This is a genomic window from Bifidobacterium sp. N4G05 (assembly GCF_002742445.1).
Lineage (GTDB): Bacteria > Actinomycetota > Actinomycetes > Actinomycetales > Bifidobacteriaceae > Bifidobacterium > Bifidobacterium hominis.
Genome location: NZ_NJNQ01000008.1, coordinates 1 through 26964 on the forward strand (window position 1 = coordinate 1; position 26964 = coordinate 26964).

A 26964-nucleotide genomic window follows, 5' to 3' on the forward strand; every position below is an offset into this window, starting at 1 on the left:
CCTCCCACCCGACCCACATGCAGCACCACGTCAAATGCGTCTTGAGCAAGCGCCGAAGTAGCCTGCGGATTCAACCCGGCAAGCAGTCCCAATGCCACCAGTCGCGAAGGGACCGCTGCTACTTGGTTGGCATGCAAGGTGGTCATACCTCCGCGATGCCCGGAATTCAGCGCGCGCAACAGGTCCACGATTTCTCCGCCTCGGCATTCGCCCACCACAATGCGATCAGGTCGCATTCGCAATGTCGCGCATATCAATTGCGACAGTCCTATGGCACCTTTGCCCTCCATGTTGGCGTCTCTCGTCACCAGCGACACGCGATTGTCGTGGTCAAGCATGCCAAGTTCGCGCACCTCTTCCACAGTGATGATGCGCTCCCCCGGCGCACATCGCATGAGCATTGCCTTGAGCAGAGTGGTTTTGCCAGCTCCGGTGCCACCGGTCACAAGCACGCTAGCCTTGCGTTCCACGAATCCTTCCAGCAAAGGCATCCATTTGATTGGAAACATGCCGTTTTTCGCCAAGGATTCCAGACTGGGAGCAACCGCGTCCGGCAATCGTATGCTGATGGCCGCGCCTTGTGGAACGAGCGGTGCGATAACCGCGTGCACGCGCACGCCTTCCACGGTGGAGGCGTCGGCTATCGGGCATGCGTCGTCGAGCCTTCTGCCGAGCTGCGAGCACAATCGTACGGCGAAATCGCGTATGGCTTGCGGATTGGCGAATGGCACACGCAACGCGTACGGCCGCATCCCTTGGCCGCGATCCGCCCATACGGTGCCGTCGCAGGTCACCGCAATGTCGGTGACGCCCGGTTCGGATGCGATGTCGCTAAGCGGGCCGAGTTCCATGGTTGACGCTCTTTTCTCCCAATGCCTCCTGAATGAGATCAGCCAGCGTTGCGATGGCTTTTGCATTCGCACGATTAGGTTTGCGAAGTCCGAGCCCTTCCAACAGTTCGCTACAAAGTTTGGCGTCCGTTGTGATGAACGCGGTGATATCGCAGTCGAGATATTCCGCCGCTTCCTCGACCGCCGTCACACCATGGTCGCGTATGGTTCCGCGCGGTTGCATGCCTACAAGAAACTCCCGTTCCTGCGTTGCTGCATCGTGTTCTCCGATTGGATCGCTTAGATTACGTTGCGACTGCATGTTCGCTTTGGCACGGGCAAGGCCAAGTACCGTCATTTCGACCACGGTGATGCGGATGGCCTGTCGTAGTTCTGTCAGATCTTGCAGTCCGTTCCATTGCCCCATGTCGACGATGACCGCGCTACGTACCTGCGATAGCGCACGAATGCATGCCTGCACTTCCCAGGATTGCGGATTTTCGGTTTTCCAGGGATCGCAGGACAGCAGTGGTACGCCATCCCAGACTGGCAACTCCCGCAGCAACGCCTTGCCGTCGATGGTGCCAAGCGGTGCACTGATTTCCCCAAGTCGCGAGCCGTCCTCGTTTTCCACGCCGAGAAGCACGTCAAGGCCTCCGCCTTGCAGATCGGCATCGACAAGTACGCATTTGAGTCCACGCTCGTTCAGCTCACGAGCCAAGATGGCCGCCAGGGTGCTCGCTCCCACTCCCGCCACCACGGAGTCAACGATTACCACATTGCTCACATCGCAGCGTTGTTCTCGCACCGTACGGCCACGCTCGGCAACCATGCCGTACGTTCCAGGCATCGCGCCGACCGGTGTCGCTCCGCCTTGGACTAATCCAGGTGACGTATAGAACCGTTGCGGAGAGACGGTTCTGCGCTGCGCCGGAGGTGCCGATCGCGATGTGGCCGAGCTCGCGACCGGCATCAGTCCGCCCGACGGCAGTGGTACCGGAGGCATATTAGGAAAAGACGTTGCGTTACTCATACCGTCGATTGAAAAGTCCCGATGCATACCATCGCAAGCCGAACCGGCCCTGTGGTCGGAGGACGCTAGTTATCCACAACCACGGCGTGTCATCCACAGCTATCCACAGGGCATCAAGTATCCACGTCTGTCGATTCCCTTCGGAAAACGGGACGGACACATGCCAGCACGCTTAAAAAAAAAACAAAAAGGAAGACCCGCCGAAGCGGGCCTTCCTTGCAAGAAACTTTAAAAGCAGAATCTCTGCACAACAACATCGTCGTAACGGTAAGTCTATCCAATGCCCGTCCAACGTAACGACCTATCTTGGCCATACACTCTTTGTGGGCTCTGCTCTTAAGTTGTTCTTGTACTTTGTAATTATGCTCAGCAATCCGGCAATCGCAAACCGAAATCGGCTGATGTTCCCTATTTATCGCAACTGTTGCTTTGCGATCGCAAGAATCACGAAAATGTTTCATCATGTGCGAAACGCGCGGCGTGTTTGTTTGATTGCGTGCGTTTGCTGCAAAAAGACGGCGTGTCGACACTTTATTTTGCATACGAACGAACGAATGTTAACTCCTGCTAAATTTTGACGCTTTTGACGGCATGTCCCGCTACTTAAGGATAAAGTAGGAAAGTATGGCACAGATTTTTGACGCACCCTCAAAGGCGATCTTGCGCAGCCAGATAGCTGAGCATATCGCCGAGACCGATAAAAACGATAAGCGTGAGCTTCAGGCCGGCGAAGAGCCGTTGCCGAACGACCGCTTCTTCGACCGCGAGTTGAGCTGGCTGAAGTTCAACAAGCGCGTCCTCGAACTCGCTCAGGACGAGGACCTGCCGATCATCGAACGCGCAAGCTTCGCCGCAATCTTCGCGAACAACCTCGACGAGTTCTTCATGGTTCGCGTCGCAGGTCTGAAGCGCCGCATCGACACCGGCATCGCCGTGACGGCAGCCTCCGGATTGAGCCCAAGGCAGCAGCTGCGCGCCATCAGCGAGCAAGCACACCGTCTGCAGGACGAGCACGCGCACTACATGATCGATCACATTCTTCCCGACCTAGCGAAGGAACAGATCGTGCTTCTGAGCTGGGACAAGCTCACCGCAGCCGAACAGGAGCGCCTGTCTCGCTACTACCGTCAGCAGGTATTCCCTGTTCTGACGCCACTGGCCGTGGACCCGGCCCACCCGTTCCCGTACATTTCCGGCGGTTCCATCAACCTCGCCGTGCTCGTGGAGAATCCGGCTTCCGGCAAGTCCCACTTCGCTCGCGTGAAGATTCCTGGAAACCTGAACCGTCTCGTGCCCGTCGACGATATGACCGACGACGATGCCACCAACGTGCGCTACGGCTTCATCACCATGGAGAACCTGATCATCGCGCACCTGGAATCCCTGTTCCCGGGCATGATTATCAAGGAAGCACGTTCCTTCCGCGTTACCCGTAACGAGGATATCGACGTGGAAGAGGATGATGCAGAGAACCTGCTCAACGCCATGGAGAAGGAGCTGCTGCGCCGTCGTTTCGGACCGCCGATCCGTCTTGAGATTTCCGACGAGACCAGCCCGTTCCTTTCCCAGCTGCTCGCCGACCAGCTGCGCGTCAGCGCCGATGAGGTGTACCGTCTGCCGGCACCGCTCGATGCGACCGTGCTCTTCGAACTTGGCGGCATCGACCGTCCGGACTTGAAGTACCGTTCGTTCGTGCCGACCACCAATCGTCAGATTGCCGAGGTGGAGTCGTCCCGCGCGCAAGACATTTTTGCAGCGATTCGCGAACGCGATATCCTCCTGCATCACCCGTATGATTCGTTCTCTACCTCCGTTCAGGCGTTCCTAGCGCAGGCTGCGGCGGATCCGAAGGTGCTCGCCATCAAGCAGACGTTGTACCGTACGTCCAGCAACTCCCCGATCATCGACGCGCTCATCGACGCGGCGCATGCGGGCAAGCAGGTGCTGGCACTGGTCGAAATCAAGGCACGCTTCGATGAAGACGCCAACATCGCATGGGCACGCAAGCTGGAACGTGCCGGCGTGCACGTGGTGTACGGCATCGTGGGCCTGAAGACCCACTGCAAGCTGAGCCTTGTGGTGCGTCAGGAAGCCGACGGCCTGCGCCGTTACTGCCATGTGGGCACCGGTAACTACAATCCGAAGACCGCCCGTATCTACACCGATCTCGGCTTGCTGACCTGCGATCCGGTGGTCGGCCAGGATATGACCCGCCTGTTCAACCAGCTGTCCGGTTATGCTCCGAAGTCGAGCTTCCACCGTCTGCTGGTAGCGCCGCGTACCGTGCGTTCCGGCCTGATTCAGCGCATCCGCCGTGAAGAGGATGCCGCACGCGCAGGCAAGGAAGCATGGATCAAGATCAAGGTCAACTCCATCGTTGACGAGAAGACCATCGACGCGCTGTACCGTGCAAGCCAGGCCGGCGTGAAGATCGACATCGTGGAACGCGGTATCTGCGCGCTCAAGCCGGGTGTTCCGGGACTTTCCGAGAACATTCGCGTGCGTTCCATTCTGGGTCGTTTCCTCGAGCACAGCCGTATCTACGCATTCGCGAACTCTGATGGCCCGCAGATCGGTGAGGGCCCGGCCGCAGGTCCGGAAGTGTGGATCGGTTCCGCCGATCTGATGCACCGTAATCTCGACCGTCGAGTCGAAGCGCTGGTGCGCATCACCGCTCCGGAGCAGATCGACGAACTGATCAAGTACGTGGATCTGCAGATGGCCGATTCCACCACCTCGTGGCATATGGCAGCCGACGGCACCTACGTGCGTCATGCGAAGGATGAGGAGGGTCGCCCGCTGGTCGATTCCCAGGAATATCTCATCAAGAAGCATACGCGCCGACCGGCAAGGCACTAAGTTTCGCGAAAATGGCCGATTCTGCAATTGCGGGGTCGGCCATTTTCGTTGCGCAATCATGAACGGTAACCGCGCCTACCACTTACAATGAAAGATATGAGCGAGAACATGAGACGTGTCGTAGAAGCCGCCGGGGGTATTGTATGGCGGTGGAAAGCCGGTAGCGAAATCGCTGAAAATCCAGCAATCGCAGCACAGAAATCTCCAAAAGAACAACTCAACAGCATTGAAGTGTGCATCGTACATCGACCAAAGTACGATGACTGGAGCTGGCCGAAAGGCAAACTCGAGCAGGGCGAATCACATCGTCATGCCGCAGTACGAGAAATCGGCGAGGAGACAGGCGTTTCCATCGCCCTCGGCCCGTATCTGTGCGAAGTCGAGTATCCGTTATCCGAAGAAGGCAAGAAAACCCGGCATTCGCACGATCGCACCGTCGACACCAAGCACACGTTGTATTGGATGGCGCAACCGATTTCCGGAGATGATGCAGAACATCTGCTTGACGCATTCGGCCCTGTGCATCGCGCAGATGTAGGCGAAATCAACGATATCGTGTGGGTTTCCGTGCGTGAAGCACGTAAAATCCTCACACATTCCACCGATAAAGACACCCTCGCCATCTTCGTGGACCGCGTACAGGAGGGTGCCGCGACCGCGCAGAATCTGCTGATCGTGCGCCATGCCAAGGCTGAATCGCGCAAATCATGGAAAGGCACCGACGCGAACCGGCCGATCACTCCGAAAGGCGCGGCCGCGGCATTCGCACTCAACCGCGAACTTGCCTGCTACAACCCAACCCGCCTCGCAACCTCACCATGGCTACGCTGTCAGGAAACACTGCAGGTGCTTAGCTGGCAGACCGAACGCCCGATGGAACACATCGACGCGCTCACGGAAGACGCCTTCGCCGAACACCCGACCATCGCATGGCTGGCGTTCCTCAAGCAGATCCAGCTCACGCTCGAAACCCGCGAAACCACGGCAATCTGCATGCACCGACCGGTAATCGGGGGTATGTTTGACCATCTGCGCGGACTGTGCGCTCGCAAAGCGCTCTCAAAGCAGCTCATCGCCAAAACGCCGTTCATGCCTACCGGCACCGCCGTAGCGCTGTTTATAATCGATACGCCGCAAGGTCCCAGCATTATCGATATTCAAAAGGTTTCACCCATTGTCTACTAACATGCATTACGGTTCCGGCTCGGTTATTCCAAGCCGTTCCGCCGGTTTCACCAACACTGGATCGCCGCGCCCGGCCCGCCCGGGGCAACTCGACCAGATGATGGCCGACAACATTGCGGGAGGTGCCGATCCGGCGCAGATCAACGAGATGAGCCATGCCTCGGCGGCCGCGCTGCTGGACCGCGTGCATCACACGCAGGACGCCGAACTTGTGGAACGCGTGCTCACGCTGGTGGACCGCGAAGGCGTTGACGTGATCGCCGAATTATGGAGCAGATCTGAGCCGGATTCGCTGCCGGGCATTCTATGGCGACTGTATGTGCTGCGCACGTGGATGCGGAAGAATCGTGAGTCAATCGCACGATTGTGGCGCGTCGGAGAACCGGTTGCAACTACCGCTTCGGCAATTGCCGGAGTCGACCAAGCACCCACGGAAGATGACATTGCGCACACCGCCGATTCGATTCTGACGGGCGCATTCACCGGCGATTTCGCGATTGCGTTGGAACGTGCAGCGGCGTTCACCGACGTGGTTGCGTTGGGATTGCGCATTGAGGCACGAAATATGGCCTCACGCTTGGAGGCGGTGAATTCAGAGGCCGTACAAGCGGAAAGCTCGGACGCCACGAAAAAGCAAGCACGCACGAAAGCGGCCCGCTTGATGCACACGGGCGGCAATCTGTTTGTCACCGCCAAGGATTTTCGTCATGGGGCGAATCTGTGGAGGCGAGGAAAACTGGAGTAGCGCAATCTGGAGTAATGCAATCCACTTCTCTTATCCCCTAATAAAAGTGCCGCACAGCAATCGCAATATCAATTCGCGACACGGTGTACCGTGCGGTCTGCAGCATCTGTAGAATAGGAATTCGCGCCGGGCCATGCATAGCCCCGGGCTCCATTTTTTGCCGCTGCGAGCGGCCTTTGCGCCGACAGGCGCTTTCGTGGTTCGGCGCTTTCCCTCTTCTTAAATTTCGTTGCTTTTTTCATACGATTTTTCAGCGTCTTTCTTGACTCCTTTCCCAGCTCCCGCGCTTTTCCTCGCAATTATGGACTACGCTTAGAAAACATGGATATTCATGTTTTGAACCACCCGCTGGTGGACCATAAGCTCACCGTTCTTCGAGATAAGAACACCCCGTCCTCCACGTTCCGCGAGCTCGTTTCCGAGCTCGTGATGCTTGAGGCTTACGAAGCCACCCGCGACATCGAAGTCGTGGACAAGCCGATCGAAACCCCCGTCGCTCCGATGGTAGGCAAGCACATCGCTTCCCCGGCGCCGATCATTGTGCCTGTGCTGCGCGCGGGCCTGGGCATGCTTGACGGCATGACCAAGATGATTCCGTCCGCCGAAGTCGGCTTCCTCGGCATGAAGCGCGACGAGGAGAACCCGACCCAGCAGATCACGTATGCGAACCGTCTGCCCGACGATCTGAGCGGCCGTCAGTGCTTCCTGATCGACCCGATGCTCGCCACCGGCGGCACGCTGGTCGCAGCAACGCATTACCTGGCCGAGCGCGGCGCAAAGGATGTTACCGCCGTGTGCATTCTGGGCGCTCCGGAAGGCCTGAAGTTCGTTGAGGAGAACCTCGATCCGTCCATCAAGTTCAAGCTGGTGCTGTGCGCCGTCGACGAGAAGCTCAACGACAAGTGCTACATCGTGCCAGGCTTGGGCGACGCCGGCGACCGTCTGTATGGCGTGATCGACTGACCGCATCAGAGCTCAACCGAATCAACCCAATCAGTCAATCAAGTAAATCGAATAAAAACGGCCTGCCACAACGCAAATCATGCGGTGGCAGGCCGAAATCATATGTAAAAACCTCTACTGCTCGTCAGGCACGAACGCCTCGAAAATATGATGGTCGAACCAGTCATCGCACTGGGCGAGCTCATCGCGGCTACGCACCGTCCACGACACGGGAACGGCACCCATGAAACGAGCCAGACGCACCTGCGGGCTGTTGCCGCCATGCCAGTCGTAGGCGACGAAATCAGGGCGAGAAATCCAGTCGAAAATCAACGCACCGGCCGCATATTCCTTGGCGAGCGCAGCAGGATCAGACGGCTTCTCCTCCCCCTGCGGCCACCAGGAAAGCTGACCACGGCATACTTCCGGACGGTTCTCCTTATACCAGTTGACGGCGGCCGGATTGAACGATTCGATCACGTACGCGCCGGAATAGGCCTGCAGCAGTGCGTCGCCCTTTTCCATGAGCTCGACGTCGCGCGGATTCCACTTGGAATTGTCGTCGAACTTGTATTCGACGATCAGCGGCACACGGCCCGCCACTACCTTGAGCACGTCGGCGAACAGTGGCACATGCTGGAAATACCCTTCCGGAGCGCTGTCAGGCGTGGTGACCAGCGGCGGCTTTTCAAGCGAACCCGGCAACGGTGCGGCGACGGCGGCACCAGGGGCGTCGGTTGGGAACAGCGGGATACGGGTCAGCTCATCGTAGGTAAGATCGGCCACACGACGCGGATCTCCGGCGACGCGCATCAGATCGCTGTCATGCACCACCACGATTTCGCCGTCGGCGGTCATCTGCAGGTCAAGTTCGATGCCGTAACCCGCCTCGCAGGCCGCGGCAAACGCCGCAAGCGAGTTCTCCGGAGCGATCGCACCAGTCACGCTGGGACTGCCATAGCCCGCCTTCATGGCCATACGTCGGGCGAGCGCCACGTATTCGCCGCTTTCATTGGCATACTGCGCAGTCAGGCCGGAACCTGCGTCGTGCAGGCCGCGGTGCGCGTACCACACGTCGGGAATGGACGGCACGTAATTACGGCGCTTGTCGGAGAAGGTACGCGGGGCAATCGCCCATACTGCGGCACCTGCGGCGAGCGCACCGCCCGCCAACACTTTATTGACGAATGATTTGGACATGGGCTTTCCTCCCTTACATGGCCGTTCGCGCATTCTCTCGCATTGGTTCGCACCGTTCGCGGCCATCGAATCTGTCTCTTCTGAGATTAGCCCATAAATCACAAAAAAGCCGTCATCTACGCAATACGCGATCGCCTGTTTGTTGAGCGTCCGTCATCTCCGATAACGTACAAACCCATTTGGTACTTTCGTGGTTCTGAAAACATATATCAGTAGAAAAGATAAAAATCTCAATAGGGCATAGATAAGGCCCGAAGACCGCGTAGCGGTACCTTGCGTGCGTCAAGCACACATATTCAGCCCAGAGACCGGGGCTAAGAACCACAAAAAACTACCGTTTTTTGTTGGAACGTCCCTTGAAGTAAATGTCGAACACTATCCAGACGGACAAAATGAACGCGATCACATATCCCATGAAACCGACGATCGGAATGCCGAAAATCACCGGTTTGATGCCAGCGTAGTAGACGATCGACGAACCGATGAACAATCCGACCACGATCAGCGCCATCGTAAGCCTGTTCACCATTTCGGCGAGCATGTGCAGCGGTTCCTGCGAACCTACCATTTCCATGTTGACGCGCAATTGGCCGCGCGTGAGCATGCGGGACGCCACTTTCAGCTCATTGGCAGCAGCGAGCAGACTGTGTAGCGCCTGATGACCTTCGATAACCAGCGATTTCGCCTCATCCTTGGCGAAATCCTTCTTCGACGTGCTTGCGGCGATATGGTCGGAGATGATCTGAATCATATTCACGTCTGGAATGAACTCGTCGAGCAGGCCTTCCAAAGTGACCAGCGCACGCCCGACCGTGGTGACGGTGCTCGGCACTTCAATGCCGTGGCGTTGCGCCATTTGCGTCAATGCGGTGAGCATGGCGGCGATATCCAGCTCGGCCAAATCCACTGTGCCGAATTCCTTGACGATCACGTCCAAGTCGGCCAATAACGCCGGATAATCCTCCGGATCGGCCTCGGCACCGGCGAAACGCAGCAGACCGTCGGCAAGCGCGGGCGAATCCTGTTTGGCGACGGCAAAGATCATGTCCTTCAGCACGGAACGGGTTTTGGCATTAAGCCGACCCGTCATGCCTAGGTCGAGCAGCACGATCTGCCCGCCACGCACCATGATGTTGCCCGGGTGCGGATCCGCATGGAAGAAGCCTTCGTCAAGCACTTGCGTGGCATAGTTGTCCACAAGTTTGGTGCCTATCTCCTTCAGATCGTAGCCCGCTTCGATAAGTTCGTTGGGGTGCGAAACGGAGATGCCCTCCACATAGTCCATGACCACCACATGCTCGGTACACAGTTCCGGGTAGGGCTTCGGGCAGTCCATGTATTTGTAGCGTTCGCAGAATCGTTTGAATTCGGCCAAATTGCGGGTTTCGATCAAAAAGTCGGTTTCCGATTCAAAGGTGTCCCACAATTCCTCGACCACGCCGGAGAGATCGACCACTTGCGCACTGTGCATTGTTTTGGCGGCTATTCGTGCGATGGTGCGCATGATGGACACATCCTGTGCCATGGTTTCGCGCACTCCCGGCCGCTGTACTTTTACGGCCACGTCCTCGCCGGTGGAAAGTTTCGCGCGATGCACCTGTGCAAGACTCGCTGAGCCAAGCGGCGTGGCGTCGATATGTTCGAAGATCTCGCCAACAGGACGGCCATATTCGTCCTCAAGCACCTGCAGTACCGTACCGTACGGCATAGGATCGGCATCGGCGCGCAGTTTGGACAGCTCGTCGCAGAACGATTGGGGCAGGATTTCGGATCGCATGGATAGGATCTGTCCGACTTTCACGAAGGTCGGGCCGAGCGCTTCGAGCATGAGACGCATTTTGATGGGCGTCAGTCCGTGCACAATGTCGAACTGGTTGACGATTTGTGCGATTTGCGTAAGTCGTTTCAGTTTGCCACGTCGCGTTAGGTGGTAACGCTGCGAGAAGGAGTCTTTGCGAGAGCCAAACAGTCCGATAGTTTCGGGTTGCGTAAAAGTTGCGCTGTTCTGTTTGCGCGATTGCGGCATTCCCGTTTTTTCCACGAATTTGGCTGCCGCCGCCGCGTCGGGCGAGGGGTCCGCCGTCGGATGGATCACCGCGTTGACTCGGTCGGAGAGTGTGACCGGTTCCACGCTTTCGGGGCGGGCCGCGTCCGGCTCGATTGGGGAATTCAAAGACATATCGCTGCTCGCAAACGTTGGTCGGATTACGATGAGTAGGATTCATAGGAGCTTGCGTCCCGCGTATTTCATGCGATTCGCACGCGATTGTTCGCATGGCACGCATGGCACGCACGTTTCGCATGCCGTGCAAGTTCCGCATAGCAAATCGCCGTCTGAACGTGATGCGACGCGCAGACGGCGATAGGAACGATTGAACGTTACTCGGCTTTGGCTTCAGACTCCGCTTCCTTGGCTTCCTCTGCAGTCTTGGCTTCGGAGGCTTCCTTGACCTCCGCGACCTTGTGCTTGAGTTCGGCATTGAGGGCCTTGCCCTGTTCGACGGTCAGCTCGCCCTTCTTGACGAGATCGTCAACGATTTCCTGGCTCTTCTCAACCGTGGTCGCCAAAGCACCAACGCCGGCGAGAAAGACCTTACGCAGGCCGTCACCAAAATCAAAATCAGCCATGATTACCTCCTTAGGTGATGGTAGTACCCACTCTATCGCACTATCTTCACAAATAAAGTCAACGAAACTGGTCAATCATCGCAATTCTGCGGAAAGTTCGCTGCCGTATGCCCACAGCGTACGGAAAAACGAAAACGAAGCCGCAAAACGCAGGACAGTGAGATCGTGCGAAACTCACCCAAAAAACGAGCGGCCGATCAGCGCGGACGTGACATGGCCACGCGACGCGCGTTGTCGGCAATTGTATTGATGCGGTCAAGTTCCGAACGCTGCGCCTGCGTTTGCCCTGCAGCAACCGGATCGAACGAACCATATCGGCGTTCCACGGCGGTACGGATCAGAAAATCGGCGATCGCGGGATTCTTCGGCAGCAGCGAACCGTGCATGTATGTGCCAATCACATTGTTGACGCGTGCGCCTTCCGTATGATCCTCGCCATTGTTGCCGGTACCGTCCGCGTCGACGACGCCGAGCGGCTGCACGCCTTCGCGCAGGAAGGTTTGGCCGGAATGGTTTTCGTAGCCGATGATGTCGCCGAAATCGGCGGAATGCTCGGTCAGATTGCCGATCATGCGCACTTCCTGGCCGACCGTGTACGCGCCGATCACGCCGATGCCGTCAAGTCGGGAACCATCCACCGTTTCGAAATATTCGCCGAACAGCTGATACAGGCCGCAGATCATGAGCATGGGGGTGCCGTCTGCGGCCAGCGAGCGCAGCAGGTCGGCGCGTTTGAAGAAGTCGTCGACGATTTTCTTCTGGCCGGTGTCTTGCCCGCCGCCGCCCAGAATCATATCGACGTGTTCGGGCCACGCGTCGCCCTGATTGTAGGCGTGCACATGCGGTTCGTAGCCGTACAGCGCGAGTCGGCGCTGGATGGTGAGTACGTTGCCGGAGTCGCCATAGATGTTCATGTCTTTCGGATATAGCGACACGATGTCGATTGCCTGGCTCATATCGTCTCCCTCATGCGTTTCATACGTTCTTCATACGTTCTTGCGTTTTCATGCGTTGCACCGATTTTCATGCGTTTTTCGCACGTTTTGCCGGATTGTGCGGATGCGCGCCGTCACTTGCCCACGCCAGCGTCGGCGACTTCGGCGATTTTGCCGAGCGCCGCTCGCGTTTTAAGCATCGCCGTGTACGTGCAGTAAATGTGCTTAGGGGTACCCGGATTTGCGTTCACGAACGTTGAGACGGCCTCTTCAAGTTCCGTGTTGACGCTGTTCACCGGCACTTGGTCGTATTCGAGGCGCAACGCCATATCCCATGCGCGTACGCCTGAAACCATGGCTACACCGGTGCCTCGCAGCGAAGAGAAATCCACGTCCCACAACCAGCTCATGTCACGACCGTCGGCGTACTCGTCGTTGATAGCGATCATGGTGTCGCAGCCTTCGGGAGTGAAGGATGCGAGCGACAGACGGAATCCCATGGGGTTTTTGACGAGTAGCAGTTCTACCGGCGAACCGTTTACGTCGATGACTTCGCCGCGTCCGAACGCCGGAGTGACTTCGGCTGCCGCGTCGATCATGGCTTGCGTGGTGGCGTGCGCAAAATCGATCATGCGCTGTGAGATTCCCACTTGTCGCAATAGTTCGTCGGTCACGTTCTCTTCGAACGGCAGGAACATTGCTTGCGCATCGGCCACGACCGCTCGCACGACGGCCAGTGCGGCCGCCGCGTTGTACAGGTTGTACACACCTTCCAGTTTCACGCCGGTTTCGTACGTTTCGCCGTCGATGCCGAAGCTAGCACGATGGTCGCCTACAGCAAGCAGGGTCACGTCAGCCGGAAACTGTTCCGCAGATTCTGTATTTTCCGATTTTTCTGCATTTTCCCCAGTTTTCGCAATTGCCGAGGAATCGTTAATCGCAGTATTCTCGTCCGATTCTGCAGATTCGGACAAGTCAATACCAACTGACGCTTCAGTATCAGTTGCCGATTCCGTATCAACCGTCGTGCGCATATCATCGTCGGACGGGAAGAAGCTGCGCAACGACCCGTCAAGACCGAAATAGCGCACTTCCACACCATCTTCAGTATGGGCGACGTCAGCAAGTCGTGCGATGCGCGGATCCTCACGATTGAGTACCACGGTTCCGGTGGTCGCTTCGGCGGCTTTGCTCAACAGTTTCGCGGTATTGTCGATTTCGCCGAAACGGTCGAGCTGGTCGCGCATCACGTTGAGCAGCAGGCAGTAGTCGGGCTGTACTTGTTTGACGAAATGCACCGCGTACGCTTCGTCGAGTTCCAATACGGCGATGTCGGCGTCCAGTTTGCCGCCGAGCGAAACTTCCGCCAGCAGCGACGAGACCACGCCACGGGTGAAGTTCGATCCGGTCGGATTGGTGAACACCTTTAATCCCAACGATTCCAGCATGCTTGCCACCATACGAGTGGTGGTGGTTTTGCCGTTCGTTCCGGATACGAGCACCACGCCGAGCGGCAGTTGCTGTAGCGTGCGTGCGAGGAATTGCGGGTCGATCTGTTCCACGATTTTGCCGGGGAACGCGCTGCCGCCGCCATGCGCCAGGCGTGAGGCCGCACGCACGGCTTTGCCAATCAACGGCGTTGCGAATGAGTTCCACGTCATGCTTATACCTCCTGCTGGCTCTGATAGTCCTGCGGCATATCTTTGAACTTGGAGTATGCGCCAAGGAACGCGAGATTGAAGGTATCGGTCGGGCCGTTACGGTGCTTCGCCATGATGATGTCGGCCTCGCCTGGGCGGTCCTCCTTGTCGTAGGCGTCCGGCCTGTGCACGAGAAACACCACGTCGGCGTCCTGCTCGATAGAACCAGATTCACGCAGGTCGGAAAGCTGCGGCTTCTTGTCCTGACGCATTTCGGGGCCACGGTTCAGCTGGCTCAGCGCCACCACCGGCACTTCCAATTCCTTGGCAAGCAGCTTCAATGCACGCGAGAAGTCAGACACTTCCTGCTGGCGGCTTTCCACGGCCTTGCCGGAAGTCATGAGCTGCAGGTAGTCGATCACCACCAATTTCAGATCGTTCGTCTGCTTCAATCGACGGCATTTCGCACGGATCTCCATCAAACTCATGTTCGGACTATCGTCGATGAATAATGGCGCGTTCTGCAGTTTATCTTGCAGATTATTAAGGATATTCCAACGTTCCTGCGTAATATCTTCCGCTCGGCGCATGGCTGCCAACGGAATATTCGTTTCCGCGGAGATAATTCGTTGCGCAAGTTCGTTTTTGCTCATTTCCAAGCTGAAGATCACGGATGTCATATTGTGGTGCAACGCGGCGGATCTTGCGAAATCGACGCCGAGCGTGGACTTGCCCATGGCGGGGCGTCCTGCCACAACGATCATCTGGCCTGGCTGCAGACCTTGCGTCACTTCGTCGATGTCGCGGAATCCGGTTGGTACGCCCTTGGAGACTTCGCCGTTCTGCAGTCGGTCGATTTGGTCAAGGGTGTCGGTGATGACGGTGCCGATCGGCGCGTAATCCTGCCTCACTTTGCCGGTCGACATTTCGTAGACTTCGGCCTGTGCCAGGTTGACGACGTCTTCGGCTTGGGATCCTTCGGCCGTGTAGCCGAGCTGCGCTATTTTGGTGCCGGCTGCGATTACATTGCGCAAGATGGCGCGCTGGTGGATGATGTCGGCATAGAAGGTTGCGTTGGCTGCGGTCGGCACGGATGCGACGAGGCTGTGCAGATAGTCGGATCCCCCCACTTTTTCGAGGTCGCCGTCTTTGAGCAGTTGATTGGCTACCAGCACCGCGTCGACGGGTTGCGATGCGGAAAACAGGTTGATGATGGCTTCGTACACGGTTTGGTTACGCGGCTGGTAGAAGTCGGTGATGTCGATCATCTGTGAGACTTCGCCGATGGCGTCTTTGCTCATGAGCATGCCGCCGAGCACCGCCATTTCGGCGGCGTCGTCATGTGGCGGCACACGGTCGAAGATGGCGTCGCGAATGGCCGCTCCAGATGTTCCGGAAGTGCTGCCATTGCCTGAAAAACCGCGGTTTTGCCCTTGATTCAGGCCGTTGTTCCAAGAATTGCTCTCCGCCATGCTTCTCCAGCTCTTCGATGTGTAGTGTACCGGGAAAAACCATAATACCTGTGCCGCTTCACGAATGATGTTGCGATGAGATTCTGGAGGAATCTCCGCATTGGCAGGATCGAAATCACCCGACACGCGCGAATCGATTCGCTGTGGATAAGAAAGCCGAAAAAACCCGAGTTATCCACATACTGGGGATAACTATGTGGAAAACATATCGAGTTATCCACCAAATGGGGATAACCAAGTGGACAACTTGGGGACATCTTTCGTACGGGTGCCCATTCCCCTGGTTTTGACTTGCTTAAGTGAACTGAAGGTGATATGTTCCCCACTTTTTCTTAAACGATGAGTTTCCGACGACGCGGCGGGTAGCGCATCGGCAATCATGTCGCTTTGCCGGGCATTCGCTCACAGCCTACGCGGCCTCACATGTGGTAGCGGGTGGCGTCGTACATGGTTCGGACGAGGGCTTCACGCCATTTACTCCAGCCGTACTGTTTGGAAATAGTCTCGCCGGACGTGGCACCCAACGACGAACCGTCAGCACGAGTCAGGTCAAAGAGCATGTCAAGCAGCAGCGGATCATGATCAAGACGAGAGGCCAATTCGTCGCCGACATTCGGATCATTAGGATTCTGACCAGTCGCAAACTCCGACAACGTAAGATGCTCGCGCACCAGCAACGTGACCCACCAAATAATGTCACGGTCAAAACCCATACGTTTCAACACCGTAGACGCATGGCGGGCACCCTCCGCAGCATGATCGGCAACCCCCGGACGCTTGCCGATATCATGCAAAATACCAGCCAACAGCAACGCCTGATAATGCCGATCATCATAACGGTTTCCACGAGGTGTTTCACGGCCAAGCCGCGTGACCACCTCAACCGAATGACGGTCAATCGTGTAACGATGCACGGCCGAAGCGCTCGGACGATTACGAATCGCCAACCATTCCGGAATCAAACGACCCGGAATATCAACAAAATCAATCTCCTCCCACACCTGCAACAATGCGGGACCGCTCGCAAGCAAACGCAAGAACAGACTACGCGACTCATCATTCCACGTGCGATCATCAATCGGACATGACTTCAGATTCTGCAACGTGCCGGGCGCAATCGGCAGACCAAACTCAGCCGCAGCAACAGCCGCACGCAACGCAAGGCACGGATCAGACTTCGGATCGGCACCCGGCGCAAGTACGATCTCCTCCTCATGCTTGGCAATACCGGGTGCGACCACATCAAACGTAGGCGCCTGACGCTTGCCACCGCCACGAGGCTGGAACACCTGGAAAAACGCAAAACGAGGCTTCTCATGAGTCAACGAATGCTCGGCACGGGAAGCCGTGGAATCAAGCGAAAACGCAATCTGACGGCCAACACGCGCAAGCAACGTCTGCAAATCATCAATCGACTTCACCTCACGCTCGCCACTCGGCAACGTCGGATCAGCCAAACCCAACATCGCCGAAACCCTCGCCTGATAGGGGGCCAGCAGCATATTCGTGTCTTTATTGGCAACCAAATGAATGCAGTCACGCACATCCAGCAACCGTTCGACAGCATCGTCATACTGGCCGTGCGGGCGGTCGGCAAGCCAAGAAGCGGCAAGCGCGGAGACCAGCACGGAATCTCGCAAACCACCGCGAGACTCCTTAATATCAGGCTGATTGCCGTACGCCATACGTCCGAACTCGTCCAAACGAGACTTGGCGGAACTCAACAATTCGGGCAAGCGCTTGCGGGCGGCCCTACGCCAACGTTCCAAAATGGAGACAGCCGTGGATTCGATCAACTGCGCGTCGCCCGCAATCGGCACCACATCCAGCCAACCCATCGCGGCAGGCAGATCATGGTCGGTGACAGCCTCGCACTGCGCGCGGGTACGCACCGACTGGTCAAGATCAAGACCAGAATCCCAAATCGGATACCACAATTTGTTGGCAAGCTCATTGAGCTGCTGGTCAGTGAGCGCGTGAGGCTCATAAATGACCACCAAGTCAAGATCGGAACTCGGACCAACCTGGCCGCGAGCCAACGAGCCCACCGCACCAAGACCAATACCAACTTGCGGAACGTCAAAAGAAACCGTCTGGCAGGCCTCCTGCCACAACTTCGTCAGGCAATCCATGGCCAAATCCGTACGAGCCTTGCGCTTCGCCGCACCATTGCGGTACACGCCGTCGGCATCCGACTGACTCATATCCATGAAACGTTGTTTAAGACCATCAACCGCTGAAGTCATAGCAAATCCTTATGAATCTTCGCAAAAGCAAGCTAATCTGAGCAGGTAAAAAGCGAAAGTGGGAAATCCGAGGCAGAAAAACTGACTCGAAAATCGTATGAAAATCCCCGCACGGCGCGAAGCACGTACGGGGATCTGTCTATCGATAGCCCGAGCCTAAGCCCGGGGCCCTTAATATCTATCCGAATGAATTATCAGATAGCGGCAGAGCCGGTCTCGCCGGTGCGCACGCGGGTCACCGAATCAAGCGGGGCAACCCAGACCTTGCCGTCGCCGATAGTGCCGGAGCCGGCGGACTTGACGATCACACCGACCAGAGTCTCGGCGTCGGCGTCATCGGACAGCACCTCGATGCGAATCTTCGGAATGAGATCCACGGTGTATTCTGCGCCACGATAAACCTCGGTGTGGCCACGCTGGCGGCCGTAACCGTTAGCCTCAGACACGGTCAGACCGTGAACACCTGCGGCAGCGAGAGCTTCCTTGACATCGTCAAGCTTATGCGGCTGAATGATAGCGGTAATGAGCTTCATCTCACTTCACCTCCTTGAGAACAGAGCTGGCGGTACCAGCAAAATCGTAAGCACGTTCGCCCTGATCGGCAAGATCGATACCGCCGACTTCCTGAGCTTCGGTGACACGCCAGCCAATCGTCTTCTCCAGAGCGAAGGCGATGATGCCGGTGACAACAGCGGACCAGATGATGGCAACGAGGGCAACGATGAGCTGCACAACCAGCTGCTTCCAGTCGCCGCCTGCGAACAGGCCGGTACCCTCGCCGAAGAAGCCGATGAGCACAGTGCCAGTGAAACCGCCGACGCCGTGGACGCCGACAACGTCGAGAGAATCATCGTAGCCGAGCTTGAACTTCAGGCCGCAAGCGAGGCAAGTGAGCACACCGGCGATGGCGCCAAGCACGATGGCCCACAGCGGGGAAACCACATCGGCAGCCGGGGTAATGGCAACCAGGCCTGCGACGATGCCGGAAGCGGCACCCATGGCGGTGTAGTGGCCGGTACGAATCTTCTCGGTGAAGCCCCAAGAGAGCATTGCGGCGGCAGTTGCAGCGGAAGTGGAAACCCAAGCGTAGCCTGCGGTGCCGTTAGCAGCGAACGCAGAACCAGCGTTGAAGCCAAACCATCCGAACCACAGCAGGAAAGCGCCAAGCATCACGAACGGAACATTGTGCGGACGGAACGGCTGGGTGCCGAAGCCCTTGCGCTTGCCGATGATCAACACGATCACCAGAGCGGCGACTGCAGCATTGATGTGCACGACCGTACCACCTGCGAAATCGTGGGCGGCAGCGCCGATGGCCTGGGAGATCGCGCCGTCAGCGCTCAGCAGACCGCCATTCCACACCATGTGGGCGAGCGGAGCGTAATCGAAGGTAATCCACAGCGCGACGAAAATCATCCAAGTGGAGTACTTGACACGTTCAGCGATAGCGCCGCAAATCAGAGCGACGGTAATCATGGCGAATGCGGACTGGAACGCCACATCGACGCTGACCGGATAGTGGTTGGAGTTCAGCGAAGCCGACGTGAAGACACCGCCGTCAGAAACCATGGAATCCTTCAGCAGGAAGCCCGTGGCCGGATCACCGAAGACACCGCCGACCGAAGTGCCTGCGTAGGCGATGGACCAGCCCCACAGCACCCAGATCACCATTGTGACGGACAGAGCGGCCGCCTCCATGATCATCATGTTCAGCACGGCCTTTGCGCGGACCATGCCACCATAGAAGAACGCCACACCCGGCGTCATGAGGAACACAAGGGACGCGGAAGTCAAAATCCACGCGGCATTTCCAGAATCAAGCTGACCCATGTCACCCTCCTCTTTCTTTCTTTTTGAGTTCACATTTCCGGCCCCATCGTATGGGGCTGACAAAACGGTATGGAACGCCGCCCGCGTTTTGAAAACGTTACGACGTGTTACAGCAAGGTAACGCCATCTCGCCATTACGCCAACCGAAAATGGCGGAATAAAGCGGCTGGCACGTTTTGTTTCAGATTGCGCACCGCTCCCAGACAAAACCAATATCAGACCATTTTTCAGCGTATCTGCCATATATAGGCGAGATAGGACTGGTCGGGGGTAAAAAGAAAGCCTCCCACGCGGGGAGGCTTTCTCGAGAGCGCAATCATCTCAGGCGAGGATGCCGTCGACGAAGCCTTCCGGATCGAACGGGGCGAGATCGTCCGGGCCTTCGCCGAGGCCGACGAGCTTGACGGGCACGCCAAGCTCTTTCTGCACGGAAATCACGATGCCGCCCTTTGCGGAACCGTCAAGCTTGGAGAGCACCACACCGGTAATGCCGATGGCTTCGGCGAACACCTTGGCCTGCGTCATGCCATTCTGGCCGGTGGTAGCGTCGAGCACGAGCAGCACCTCGTCGACCGGAAGGTTCTTTTCGATAACGCGGCGGATCTTGCCGAGCTCGTCCATGAGGTTCGCCTTGTTCTGCAGGCGGCCGGCGGTGTCGATGATGAGCACGTCGGCGTTCTCTTCCTTGGCCTTGACACTGGCCTCGAATGCGACGGACGCCGGATCGGCACCGTCCTTGTCGGAACGCACGACCGGAACGCCGACCTTGGCACCCCAAGTTTCCAACTGGTCGGCGGCCGCCGCGCGGAAGGTATCGGCAGCTCCCAACATGACCTGCTTGCCTTCGGAAACAAGCAGACGAGAAAGCTTGCCCGCAGTGGTGGTTTTGCCCGTGCCGTTCACGCCGACCATGATGATGACGCTTGGCTTGTTGGCACCCTCCTTATTAGCATTGAGGCGGCGATCCGTGTCAGTGCCTACGAGCTTCAACAGCTTGTCCTTCAACGCGGCACGCACTTCGGCCGGATCGGACTGGCCCGCGATTCGGGCGTCGTTGCGTAGTTCCTCGACGAGCTGTTCGCTGGCTTCCGCGCCCACATCGGCAAGCAGGAGGGTGTCTTCGACGTCCTCCCAATCGGCTTCGGAAAGCTGATCCTTCGCAAGAATGTTGAACAGAGCCTTGCCGAACGGATTGCCGGATTTCGACAGGCGCGCCTTAAGACGCTGCATGCGCGTGCCGGCGGATTCGGGGGTTTCATGAACCGGTTCGGGCTTGGCTTCGGTGGCTGGTGCAGGAGTCGCCGTTTCGGAAGAGGAAGCTTGAGCTGAGGACTTCTGCTGACTTTCAGCCGGAGCTTTTTCCGCTGCATCAACATTGGAATCAACGGACGGCTTCACCGTGGAAGAATCAGCCGCAGCCAACTTTGCTTCCGTAGCAAGACGGGCGTCAGCCTTGGCTTTCGCATCCTCCGTGGACTTATCGACGGCGTTCTTGCGGGTCTTACCGAGCCACCAACCGCCAATCACCAGAATTGCCGCGATAACGACAACGGCGACAATCGCAATAATCACATTCGTATCCATGACTCCAGCCTAAAAAGCGCAACGGACACTCCGGCTCCGCCCTGCGGACGCACCACGAATGTCCGATCCGCCAGGGGAATAAGGTGCTCTGCCATGCAAGGCATCGATAATGCGTTTTGACCTGGTAACGTTTTTATAAATCATGAAGAGTGATTTTTTTGTCTTCTGCTGCCTGCTTTGAAGGACTGCCTCCTTTCTTTAGGGAATTTGCGTAGCGAATCAGGCTCCTCGCGATGAGGAAGACCAGAACGAATACGGCGATTACGCCTAGGATCTCAATCAACAATGCGATCCATGTCCAGCTCATGATTCATCCCTTCTCTTTCTGTACTCGTCTATGAGTATTCGAGCCGTGTCGACGTCGTATCTATCGTCGATGGCGAGACTCTTCACCAAGAGGATGAATGGATCCTCCGTCTCGTTGTCGTTCAACCGTATTTTTTCGATAAGCCTGTCAAGCCGGAGCCTCATGGTCGGGTAGGAGACTTGATACAGCTGAGACATTTGCTTCAGAGATCCTGACGATAGCACGAAGTTCTTGATGAAGGCCAAATCCTCCTCCGCAAGGTTGGCCAACCATTCTGGTAGACGGTCCACATCACCCCCTTCAATAAAATTTATTATTTATTAAATATATTAAAGCTGCAATGAAACATTGTCAATATGACACACGTGTCCGATTCACCAGAATCGGACGATACGTGGGGGTCGGACGGTCAAGGAGCTATCCACGGTGCGTGAAAAACTGGACGGCATGGCCAATACATCCAGAATGACGTCGTATCAGCGGCGTGAGCAGCTCATCGAAATCGGTCGTTCGCTGTTCGCGTCGAAGGGTTTCGAAGCAGTGAGCGTGGAGGAGATCGCCTCCACCGCAAAAGTGTCGAAACCCATTGTGTACGAGCATTTCGGAGGTAAAGAGGGCCTGTACGCCGTGGTGGTGGACCGCGAAATGCGCGCGCTCACCGACACCCTCATCAACGCGCTGTCTGATCCACAGGCGCATCCGCGGCAGATCGTCGAACGCACCGCCCTCGCGCTGCTCACCTATGTCGAGGAGAACGCCGAGGGATTCCGCGTGCTCACCCGCGATTCGCCGAAAACCGATCCCGCGGGATCATTCAACTCGCTGCTCGGCGACATCTCCATCCGCGTCGAAGACATACTCACCGAGGCGTTCAAGCGGCAGCATCTGCCCGCCAAGGGCGTGCCGTACTACGCGCAGATGCTCATCGGCATGACCGTCTACACCTGCCAATATTGGGCCGACCAGCGCAAGCTCAGCAAGGAGCAGCTCGCCGCGCACATCGTGAATCTGGCCTGGCATGGCTTGAGCCGCATGGAAGCCAAGCCGGAGCTGCGTTTCGAAAGCGACAAAGCCGCAAAAGAGGCGGAAAAGCAGGAAAGGCGCGAAATCAAGGAAATCGCGAAACGCGAGCGCAAGGCCGCAAAAGAAGCACAATCACAAAACGATACGGAAAGCCCAGTCGGGCAGAACGCTGAACAGAATACCGAACAAGGCGCAGCCGGAAGCCAAGGCACGCAAGCCGAACAGCAGTCGTAAACCCAGCCGCCCCCAGTCATCGTAAGCATCGCAGCCCACGCCAACAGGCGCCAAACGCAAGAATTGAACAGTGCCCGCAACAAGGGAATCGCAAGCAGCGCAACAGCCAATAAACATCGACGAAAACTGACGAATCGTCAACAACGGTACCCTTAAGGGAAATTTCAGGTGCAGATTGCGCTATTCAGGGTGCCGATTGCGTACAAACCGTTCCTCTGAAGCGAACAAGGTGCTACGTTAGTTTCGTTACGCAGTGACCACGCGCCGCGCGCGGAAGGTCACCTCGGCCAACCAAGGAAGACTATGCAGGAGAAGAAGACGCTCACCTTTGTGGTGCCCGCGTACAACATGACCGAATATTTGGAACGATGCGTCATGTCGTTAATCGCAGCGAAGCGCAACGACGACATCGAAGTGCTGATCGTGGATGACGGCTCGTCCGACGGCACGCTGGAAATGGCACAGAAATTCGAGGCCCGCTATCCGGGCATCGTGCGCGCCATCCACCAGGCGAACAAGGGACACGGCGGGGCCGTCAACACCGGCATCGCGGCGGCACACGGCATGTATGTGAAGGTTGTGGACGCCGACGATTGGGTTGGCCCCGAATCGCTCGAACAGGTCATGGCCGTGCTGCGCGAAGAGGCCGATTCCACCGAGCCGATCGACATGCTCGTCACTAATTATGTGTATGACAAGGTTGGCAAGCGCAACAAGCATGTAGTGAACTTCCGACATGCCATGAAGGCCGGCGAGCGCCTGACTTGGAACGATCTTGGGCATTTCGGCTTGGCTGAATACATTCTCATGCACGCGCTGACGTACCGCACCGCCGTGGTGCGAGAGTCCGGTATGCAGCTGCCGGAGCACACGTTCTACGTGGACTTCATTTATGCGTACCAGCCGTTCCCGTGGGTGAAGACCATGAAGTATTTGGATACGCCGTTCTACCACTATTTCATCGGGCGCGACGGGCAAAGCGTGCAGACCGATGTGATGATCCGCCGCGTCGACCAGCTGCGCCTCGTCAACCAGTGCATGGTGCGTGCAACTCCGGAACGCGGCACGGTGCCGGACGGCCTGTACCGTTATATGATCCACTTCCTGGCGATTGAAAGTTCCGTGGCAAGTGTGTTCATGATTTTGTCTCGCGATCCGGAAAATTATGAGAAGAAAAAGGATATGTGGGACGACATTAAGGCGTACTCCCCCACTATTTACAAGGATGTGCGCAAGAAGGCCATGTCTCGTGCGTTGAATTTGCGCGGGTCGATTGGTCGTTTCGTGATTCGCAAGGGATATTTCGTGGCAGAACACGTCGTCGGGTTCAACTGATCGGCACTATCTGCCTTATATATGGCAGATTCCACAGTTCGTCCGCTGACATCTCGCTTATATATGGCAGATGCCTCGATAACAAGGTGACTTAGAGGGCATATTTTTACCCCCGAAGTCGCCTTGTTACCAAGCACGAGTGCCATATATAAGCGAAATGCCTCATGCCAGCTCTCGAAATCTGCCATATATAAGCGAGATATGGGCAAAAACTGACGTACGGGGGTGAGGATGCAGTCGTGAGGCTGTTGGAAGCAGCACTGACGCTTCCAACAGCCTACGTTCATGCGGCCCCCGAGTGCGAAAACCTGGCTCATTGGGACGGGTTTTGCCGGATTTCGGGACTTTATGCTCAGTTCCAGCGGTCGGACATGGCGAAACTGTTGTGCATGAGATTGCTGGATGTGTAGAGCACGTCGTTGAGCAGTTTCGTAACGTGAGTGCGCAAGTATTCCGCCATTTCTTCGTTGGACCGCTGCAGTCTGGCGATGGTTGCAATACTTGTATTTTCCGTAATCTCCGCGGCCTCTGCACTCTCTTGCGATTCGGACGCGCTCGGTTGCGCGGACATCGCACGCAATTCGGCATCAGTACGTTCCACCAGACGATGGCCGTAAGCGCGGGCCGATTCCGCAAATTCTTCGATCGCATTGCTGGTTTCGTAGAAATGCGCGTCGGCGAGCGCGGCGATCAAACGGTTCGCCCAGTACAGATTGTCGGTCGAGACTTCCGGCGTGGTGTCGCGCAGGTAGGCTGGCGTATCGTTGACGTTCGCATAGAACGGCGTGGCCGCGGTGAAGGGGCCGGAACCGTACGAAATCCACATGATCGAGCGGCTGGTTTCCGGCGCGTACGGGCGGATCTGCATGGCCACCATATGCCCGGTGCGGTTGATGCCAATCGGACGGTAGCGATGGCGGCTTTCCGACGTTCCGAGCGTGCCATACGGATCATAAGGGGTCCCTTCGAAGTGCGCGCTCATCAGAAAATCGACGTCTTCGAGCGTCACAGCGTTCTCAGGCACACGACACCACGGAATATCGTCGGACGCGGGTGTGTAGCGGGCGGCTGGCGAATCCCAATCCTCGCTTGGATTGAGGTAGCGCTGCATGTACCAGGCGCGCGGCGTGTTGTAGATGCGGTCTTTGGTGGTGGCGGTGCCGAAGGCTGTGCGCGGATTGAAATGGTTGCGTCCCAGCGCCGCGCCGCTACTGCTACTGCTACTGCCGCCACCGTTCATGCTGACGTTTCCGAAAGCGCTCGTCGGCTGGAATCCGAAGCCGCTACTTGCAGCCGCGCTCATAGTGCGGTCAAGGTGGTGCGCGTCCATGAATTCGCGCAAATCGGCACTGCACATGAATTCGCGTTGGGCGTTGAAGGCATCGTCGAAGTCGAAATCGTCGATGCCGAGCTGGTTGGGGATGGTCGCATAGCAGTCGTCCGGCACGCGGCGGGCGATCCAATGGTGCCCGCCGATCGTTTCGACATACCAGATTTCGTTTACGTCGGAAATGATGATGCCGTTCGATTCGTAGGTGCCGTATGTTTCAAGCAGTTCGGCGAGACGTGCGACGCCTTCGCGTGCCGTGGTTACGTAAGGCAGCACGAGGGTGATGACATCTTCTTCTCCGATTCCACCCGGAACTTCGGGGGTGCTAGTGGCTTCGTTCGCCGGTTGCAGTTCAACGAGTGGATCAGCGGCTAGCACGCGCTCGTTGACTGCGATGGTTTCAGTGGCGCTCATCGCCACATTGTGCTCGTTGACGCCCGCTTCCGCGAGAATTCCGCGATTCGGCAGCACGTTCGGCACAATGCTGTATCGGCATGGATTGTCGGGAAGGTCAATTTCGACATGACTGAGCACACTGCGGTAATGCCGCGGCTGGTCTTGCGGTGCTACCGCAATGAATTTCTTGGGGTCGTAACGGCCGGAACCGGAATCATCGTCGCGTGCGATGATGGTGGAGCCGTCGTAGCTGGCTTTCTTTCCTACAAGAATCGTGGTACATGACATGCGTTCCACTGTACGAGCAGATATGCAGAAATGGTATTGTGATTCGCGGAAATTTGATGATATTTCGACGATGATTCGCGTTTTTCGTCACTTCCGACTTATTCGTGTGGCGTTTTGCGTAAATATGCTGTATACTAGCTCTCTGTTGCCCCTCTAGCTCAACGGTTAGAGCAGCGTCCTTTTAAGTCGTGGGTTGTGGGTTCGAATCCCACGGGGGGCACATCGAAACCCTTGGAAACATTAGCTTCCAAGGGTTTTTCAATTCCCGCGATTTTTGACTCCAGACGCAATTAGTCATACTCACTGCAACACGACTCGCATCCCACAGCTTGCAGACCAAGCGACCCGCACGATCCAAGACGCTCAAGCGATCCTCATAACCCACAATTGCACCCACGGTTCAAAGCCCGAAACCCAGAGCACATATGCCCATTCAGCCGAGCGCCTTAAGCGTGGGAGCCACCTGTTCCACAATCGCATTGCCCCGATCTGACGCGGACGACGGATACTCGATCCATACCGCACGCACCACGCCGTCGCCTACCAGCTCGCGCACGTACACAATGGTGCCGTTTCCCTCCCAAGTAGTCACAAAACTGTTTTCGCCCAAATTTTTGTAACCGATGTCATGTTCCGCACAGTATGCGTCAAGCGCGCTGCGTGACACGACGTCCTTCAACGCCGGCCGAGGCTCCACCACCGACATAACGCACTCCAGATATGCCCTTGCCGGTTTCAAAGGACTCCCGCCAATACGGCCATAATCGGAAAGTGGGGAATCGAGAAAAGATTGTAATTCCAACGAACACGCCCTAGCCTCTTGAAAAAGTCACTAGGGGGCAGCTATCATAGCTTTCTGGAATTCTTATGAGGGGGAGCTCCACGCATTCAGGGCGGTATTTCGAAGGCATCGCTTTGGGGC

The 26964-nt window shown here is 57.0% G+C and carries 20 protein-coding genes, 1 tRNA gene and 2 pseudogenes; 7 read left to right on the forward strand and 16 right to left on the reverse strand.

Going from position 1 to position 26964, the window contains the following annotated elements:
- Together CE153_RS07905 and CE153_RS07910 are read right to left on the reverse strand one after the other, a co-directional pair.
- A partial coding sequence (locus CE153_RS07905; protein ID WP_099595801.1) for a CpaF family protein occupies positions 1-851 on the reverse strand: 851 nt, incomplete at its 3' end.
- Positions 832-1662, reverse strand: a complete 831-nt coding sequence (locus CE153_RS07910; protein WP_099595829.1) for a P-loop NTPase — start codon at positions 1660-1662, stop codon at positions 832-834. The genes CE153_RS07910 and CE153_RS07905, both read right to left, overlap by 20 nt.
- A gap of 825 nt (positions 1663-2487) precedes the next feature.
- Between CE153_RS07910 and CE153_RS07915 the strand changes: the two genes are divergently transcribed.
- From CE153_RS07915 to upp, 4 genes are all read left to right on the forward strand, one after another.
- Positions 2488-4722, forward strand: coding sequence for an RNA degradosome polyphosphate kinase (locus CE153_RS07915; RefSeq protein ID WP_004220317.1), 2235 nt, complete (start codon positions 2488-2490; stop codon positions 4720-4722).
- An 87-nt stretch (positions 4723-4809) separates the two neighbouring features.
- Positions 4810-5907: an NUDIX hydrolase gene (locus CE153_RS07920; protein WP_081995840.1), complete on the forward strand. Its 1098-nt coding sequence runs from the start codon at positions 4810-4812 to the stop codon at positions 5905-5907.
- Position 5908: 1 nt separating this feature from the next.
- The gene (locus CE153_RS07925; RefSeq protein WP_099595802.1) at positions 5909-6652 is read left to right on the forward strand and encodes a hypothetical protein; all 744 of its coding nucleotides are present in this window, start codon (positions 5909-5911) and stop codon (positions 6650-6652) included.
- A 321-nt stretch (positions 6653-6973) separates the two neighbouring features.
- Positions 6974-7615 carry a uracil phosphoribosyltransferase gene (gene upp, locus CE153_RS07930; RefSeq protein WP_039196723.1) on the forward strand — a complete coding sequence of 214 codons (642 nt, stop codon included), beginning with the start codon at positions 6974-6976 and terminating at the stop codon, positions 7613-7615.
- A gap of 114 nt (positions 7616-7729) precedes the next feature.
- Here the strand turns inward: upp and CE153_RS07935 are convergent, their stop codons facing one another.
- From CE153_RS07935 to CE153_RS07990, 12 genes and pseudogenes are all read right to left on the reverse strand, one after another.
- Complete coding sequence (locus CE153_RS07935; RefSeq protein ID WP_099595803.1) at positions 7730-8794, reverse strand: glycerophosphodiester phosphodiesterase family protein; 1065 nt, start codon at positions 8792-8794, stop codon at positions 7730-7732.
- Between the two features lie 331 nt (positions 8795-9125).
- Positions 9126-10973, reverse strand: coding sequence for an AarF/UbiB family protein (locus CE153_RS07940; protein ID WP_180753458.1), 1848 nt, complete (start codon positions 10971-10973; stop codon positions 9126-9128).
- Between the two features lie 200 nt (positions 10974-11173).
- A complete protein-coding gene (locus tag CE153_RS07945; RefSeq protein ID WP_099571111.1) occupies positions 11174-11422 on the reverse strand; it encodes a phasin family protein in 249 nt (82 codons plus the stop codon).
- A gap of 197 nt (positions 11423-11619) precedes the next feature.
- Positions 11620-12378: a type 1 glutamine amidotransferase gene (locus CE153_RS07950; RefSeq protein WP_099595804.1), complete on the reverse strand. Its 759-nt coding sequence runs from the start codon at positions 12376-12378 to the stop codon at positions 11620-11622.
- Positions 12379-12491: 113 nt separating this feature from the next.
- Positions 12492-12947, reverse strand: a pseudogene (locus tag CE153_RS09175) (DUF1727 domain-containing protein); the annotation flags it as partial.
- 117 nt (positions 12948-13064) lie between these two features.
- A pseudogene (locus tag CE153_RS09180) lies at positions 13065-14018 on the reverse strand (Mur ligase family protein); the annotation flags it as partial.
- A gap of 2 nt (positions 14019-14020) precedes the next feature.
- On the reverse strand, positions 14021-15469 hold the full coding sequence (gene dnaB, locus CE153_RS07960; protein WP_003833756.1) for a replicative DNA helicase: 1449 nt from the start codon (positions 15467-15469) through the stop codon (positions 14021-14023).
- A gap of 419 nt (positions 15470-15888) precedes the next feature.
- The gene (locus CE153_RS07965) at positions 15889-17715 is read right to left on the reverse strand and encodes a nucleotidyltransferase domain-containing protein (RefSeq protein WP_099595805.1); all 1827 of its coding nucleotides are present in this window, start codon (positions 17713-17715) and stop codon (positions 15889-15891) included.
- Positions 17716-17909: 194 nt separating this feature from the next.
- Entirely contained in the window at positions 17910-18248 is a 339-nt protein-coding gene (locus tag CE153_RS07970; protein ID WP_003807443.1) for a P-II family nitrogen regulator, read from the reverse strand.
- Position 18249: 1 nt separating this feature from the next.
- Positions 18250-19545, reverse strand: a complete 1296-nt coding sequence (locus tag CE153_RS07975) for an ammonium transporter (protein WP_039196694.1) — start codon at positions 19543-19545, stop codon at positions 18250-18252.
- Positions 19546-19866: 321 nt separating this feature from the next.
- Positions 19867-21129: a signal recognition particle-docking protein FtsY gene (ftsY, locus tag CE153_RS07980; protein ID WP_099595806.1), complete on the reverse strand. Its 1263-nt coding sequence runs from the start codon at positions 21127-21129 to the stop codon at positions 19867-19869.
- A 303-nt stretch (positions 21130-21432) separates the two neighbouring features.
- Positions 21433-21726 carry a DUF2089 family protein gene (locus tag CE153_RS07990; RefSeq protein WP_003833742.1) on the reverse strand — a complete coding sequence of 98 codons (294 nt, stop codon included), beginning with the start codon at positions 21724-21726 and terminating at the stop codon, positions 21433-21435.
- A 175-nt stretch (positions 21727-21901) separates the two neighbouring features.
- On the opposite strand from CE153_RS07990, the gene CE153_RS07995 reads away from it, so the two are divergent.
- Both CE153_RS07995 and CE153_RS08000 read left to right on the forward strand, forming a co-directional pair.
- Positions 21902-22693: a TetR/AcrR family transcriptional regulator gene (locus tag CE153_RS07995; RefSeq protein WP_099595831.1), complete on the forward strand. Its 792-nt coding sequence runs from the start codon at positions 21902-21904 to the stop codon at positions 22691-22693.
- Between the two features lie 303 nt (positions 22694-22996).
- Positions 22997-24028, forward strand: a complete 1032-nt coding sequence (locus CE153_RS08000; RefSeq protein ID WP_099595807.1) for a glycosyltransferase family 2 protein — start codon at positions 22997-22999, stop codon at positions 24026-24028.
- Between the two features lie 352 nt (positions 24029-24380).
- Here CE153_RS08000 and CE153_RS08005 read toward each other — a convergent pair whose 3' ends face one another.
- Positions 24381-26042 carry a C69 family dipeptidase gene (locus CE153_RS08005; RefSeq protein WP_099595808.1) on the reverse strand — a complete coding sequence of 554 codons (1662 nt, stop codon included), beginning with the start codon at positions 26040-26042 and terminating at the stop codon, positions 24381-24383.
- A gap of 147 nt (positions 26043-26189) precedes the next feature.
- Between CE153_RS08005 and CE153_RS08010 the strand changes: the two genes are divergently transcribed.
- Positions 26190-26262, forward strand: a tRNA-Lys gene (locus tag CE153_RS08010).
- A 213-nt stretch (positions 26263-26475) separates the two neighbouring features.
- On the opposite strand, the gene CE153_RS08015 is transcribed toward CE153_RS08010, so the two are convergent.
- A complete protein-coding gene (locus tag CE153_RS08015; protein WP_099595809.1) occupies positions 26476-26748 on the reverse strand; it encodes a hypothetical protein in 273 nt (90 codons plus the stop codon).
- Positions 26749-26964 lie beyond the last annotated feature (216 nt).

Bases quoted from the DNA above. Each gene is read 5' to 3' on its own strand.
- CE153_RS07920 (WP_081995840.1), top strand. From the start codon at position 4,810: ATGAAAGATATGAGCGAGAACATGAGACGTGTCGTAGAAGCCGCCGGG.
- CE153_RS07965 (WP_099595805.1), bottom strand. From the start codon at position 17,715: ATGACTTCAGCGGTTGATGGTCTTAAACAACGTTTCATGGATATGAGT.
- CE153_RS08000 (WP_099595807.1), top strand. From the start codon at position 22,997: ATGCAGGAGAAGAAGACGCTCACCTTTGTGGTGCCCGCGTACAACATG.
- ftsY (WP_099595806.1), bottom strand. From the start codon at position 21,129: ATGGATACGAATGTGATTATTGCGATTGTCGCCGTTGTCGTTATCGCG.
- CE153_RS07910 (WP_099595829.1), bottom strand. From the start codon at position 1,662: ATGGTTGCCGAGCGTGGCCGTACGGTGCGAGAACAACGCTGCGATGTG.
- CE153_RS08005 (WP_099595808.1), bottom strand. From the start codon at position 26,042: ATGTCATGTACCACGATTCTTGTAGGAAAGAAAGCCAGCTACGACGGC.
- CE153_RS07915 (WP_004220317.1), top strand. From the start codon at position 2,488: ATGGCACAGATTTTTGACGCACCCTCAAAGGCGATCTTGCGCAGCCAG.
- CE153_RS07925 (WP_099595802.1), top strand. From the start codon at position 5,909: ATGCATTACGGTTCCGGCTCGGTTATTCCAAGCCGTTCCGCCGGTTTC.
- CE153_RS07975 (WP_039196694.1), bottom strand. From the start codon at position 19,545: ATGGGTCAGCTTGATTCTGGAAATGCCGCGTGGATTTTGACTTCCGCG.
- CE153_RS07945 (WP_099571111.1), bottom strand. From the start codon at position 11,422: ATGGCTGATTTTGATTTTGGTGACGGCCTGCGTAAGGTCTTTCTCGCC.
- CE153_RS07970 (WP_003807443.1), bottom strand. From the start codon at position 18,248: ATGAAGCTCATTACCGCTATCATTCAGCCGCATAAGCTTGACGATGTC.
- CE153_RS07995 (WP_099595831.1), top strand. From the start codon at position 21,902: ATGACGTCGTATCAGCGGCGTGAGCAGCTCATCGAAATCGGTCGTTCG.
- CE153_RS07935 (WP_099595803.1), bottom strand. From the start codon at position 8,794: ATGTCCAAATCATTCGTCAATAAAGTGTTGGCGGGCGGTGCGCTCGCC.
- upp (WP_039196723.1), top strand. From the start codon at position 6,974: ATGGATATTCATGTTTTGAACCACCCGCTGGTGGACCATAAGCTCACC.
- CE153_RS07950 (WP_099595804.1), bottom strand. From the start codon at position 12,378: ATGAGCCAGGCAATCGACATCGTGTCGCTATATCCGAAAGACATGAAC.
- CE153_RS08015 (WP_099595809.1), bottom strand. From the start codon at position 26,748: ATGTCGGTGGTGGAGCCTCGGCCGGCGTTGAAGGACGTCGTGTCACGC.
- dnaB (WP_003833756.1), bottom strand. From the start codon at position 15,469: ATGGCGGAGAGCAATTCTTGGAACAACGGCCTGAATCAAGGGCAAAAC.
- CE153_RS07940 (WP_180753458.1), bottom strand. From the start codon at position 10,973: ATGTCTTTGAATTCCCCAATCGAGCCGGACGCGGCCCGCCCCGAAAGC.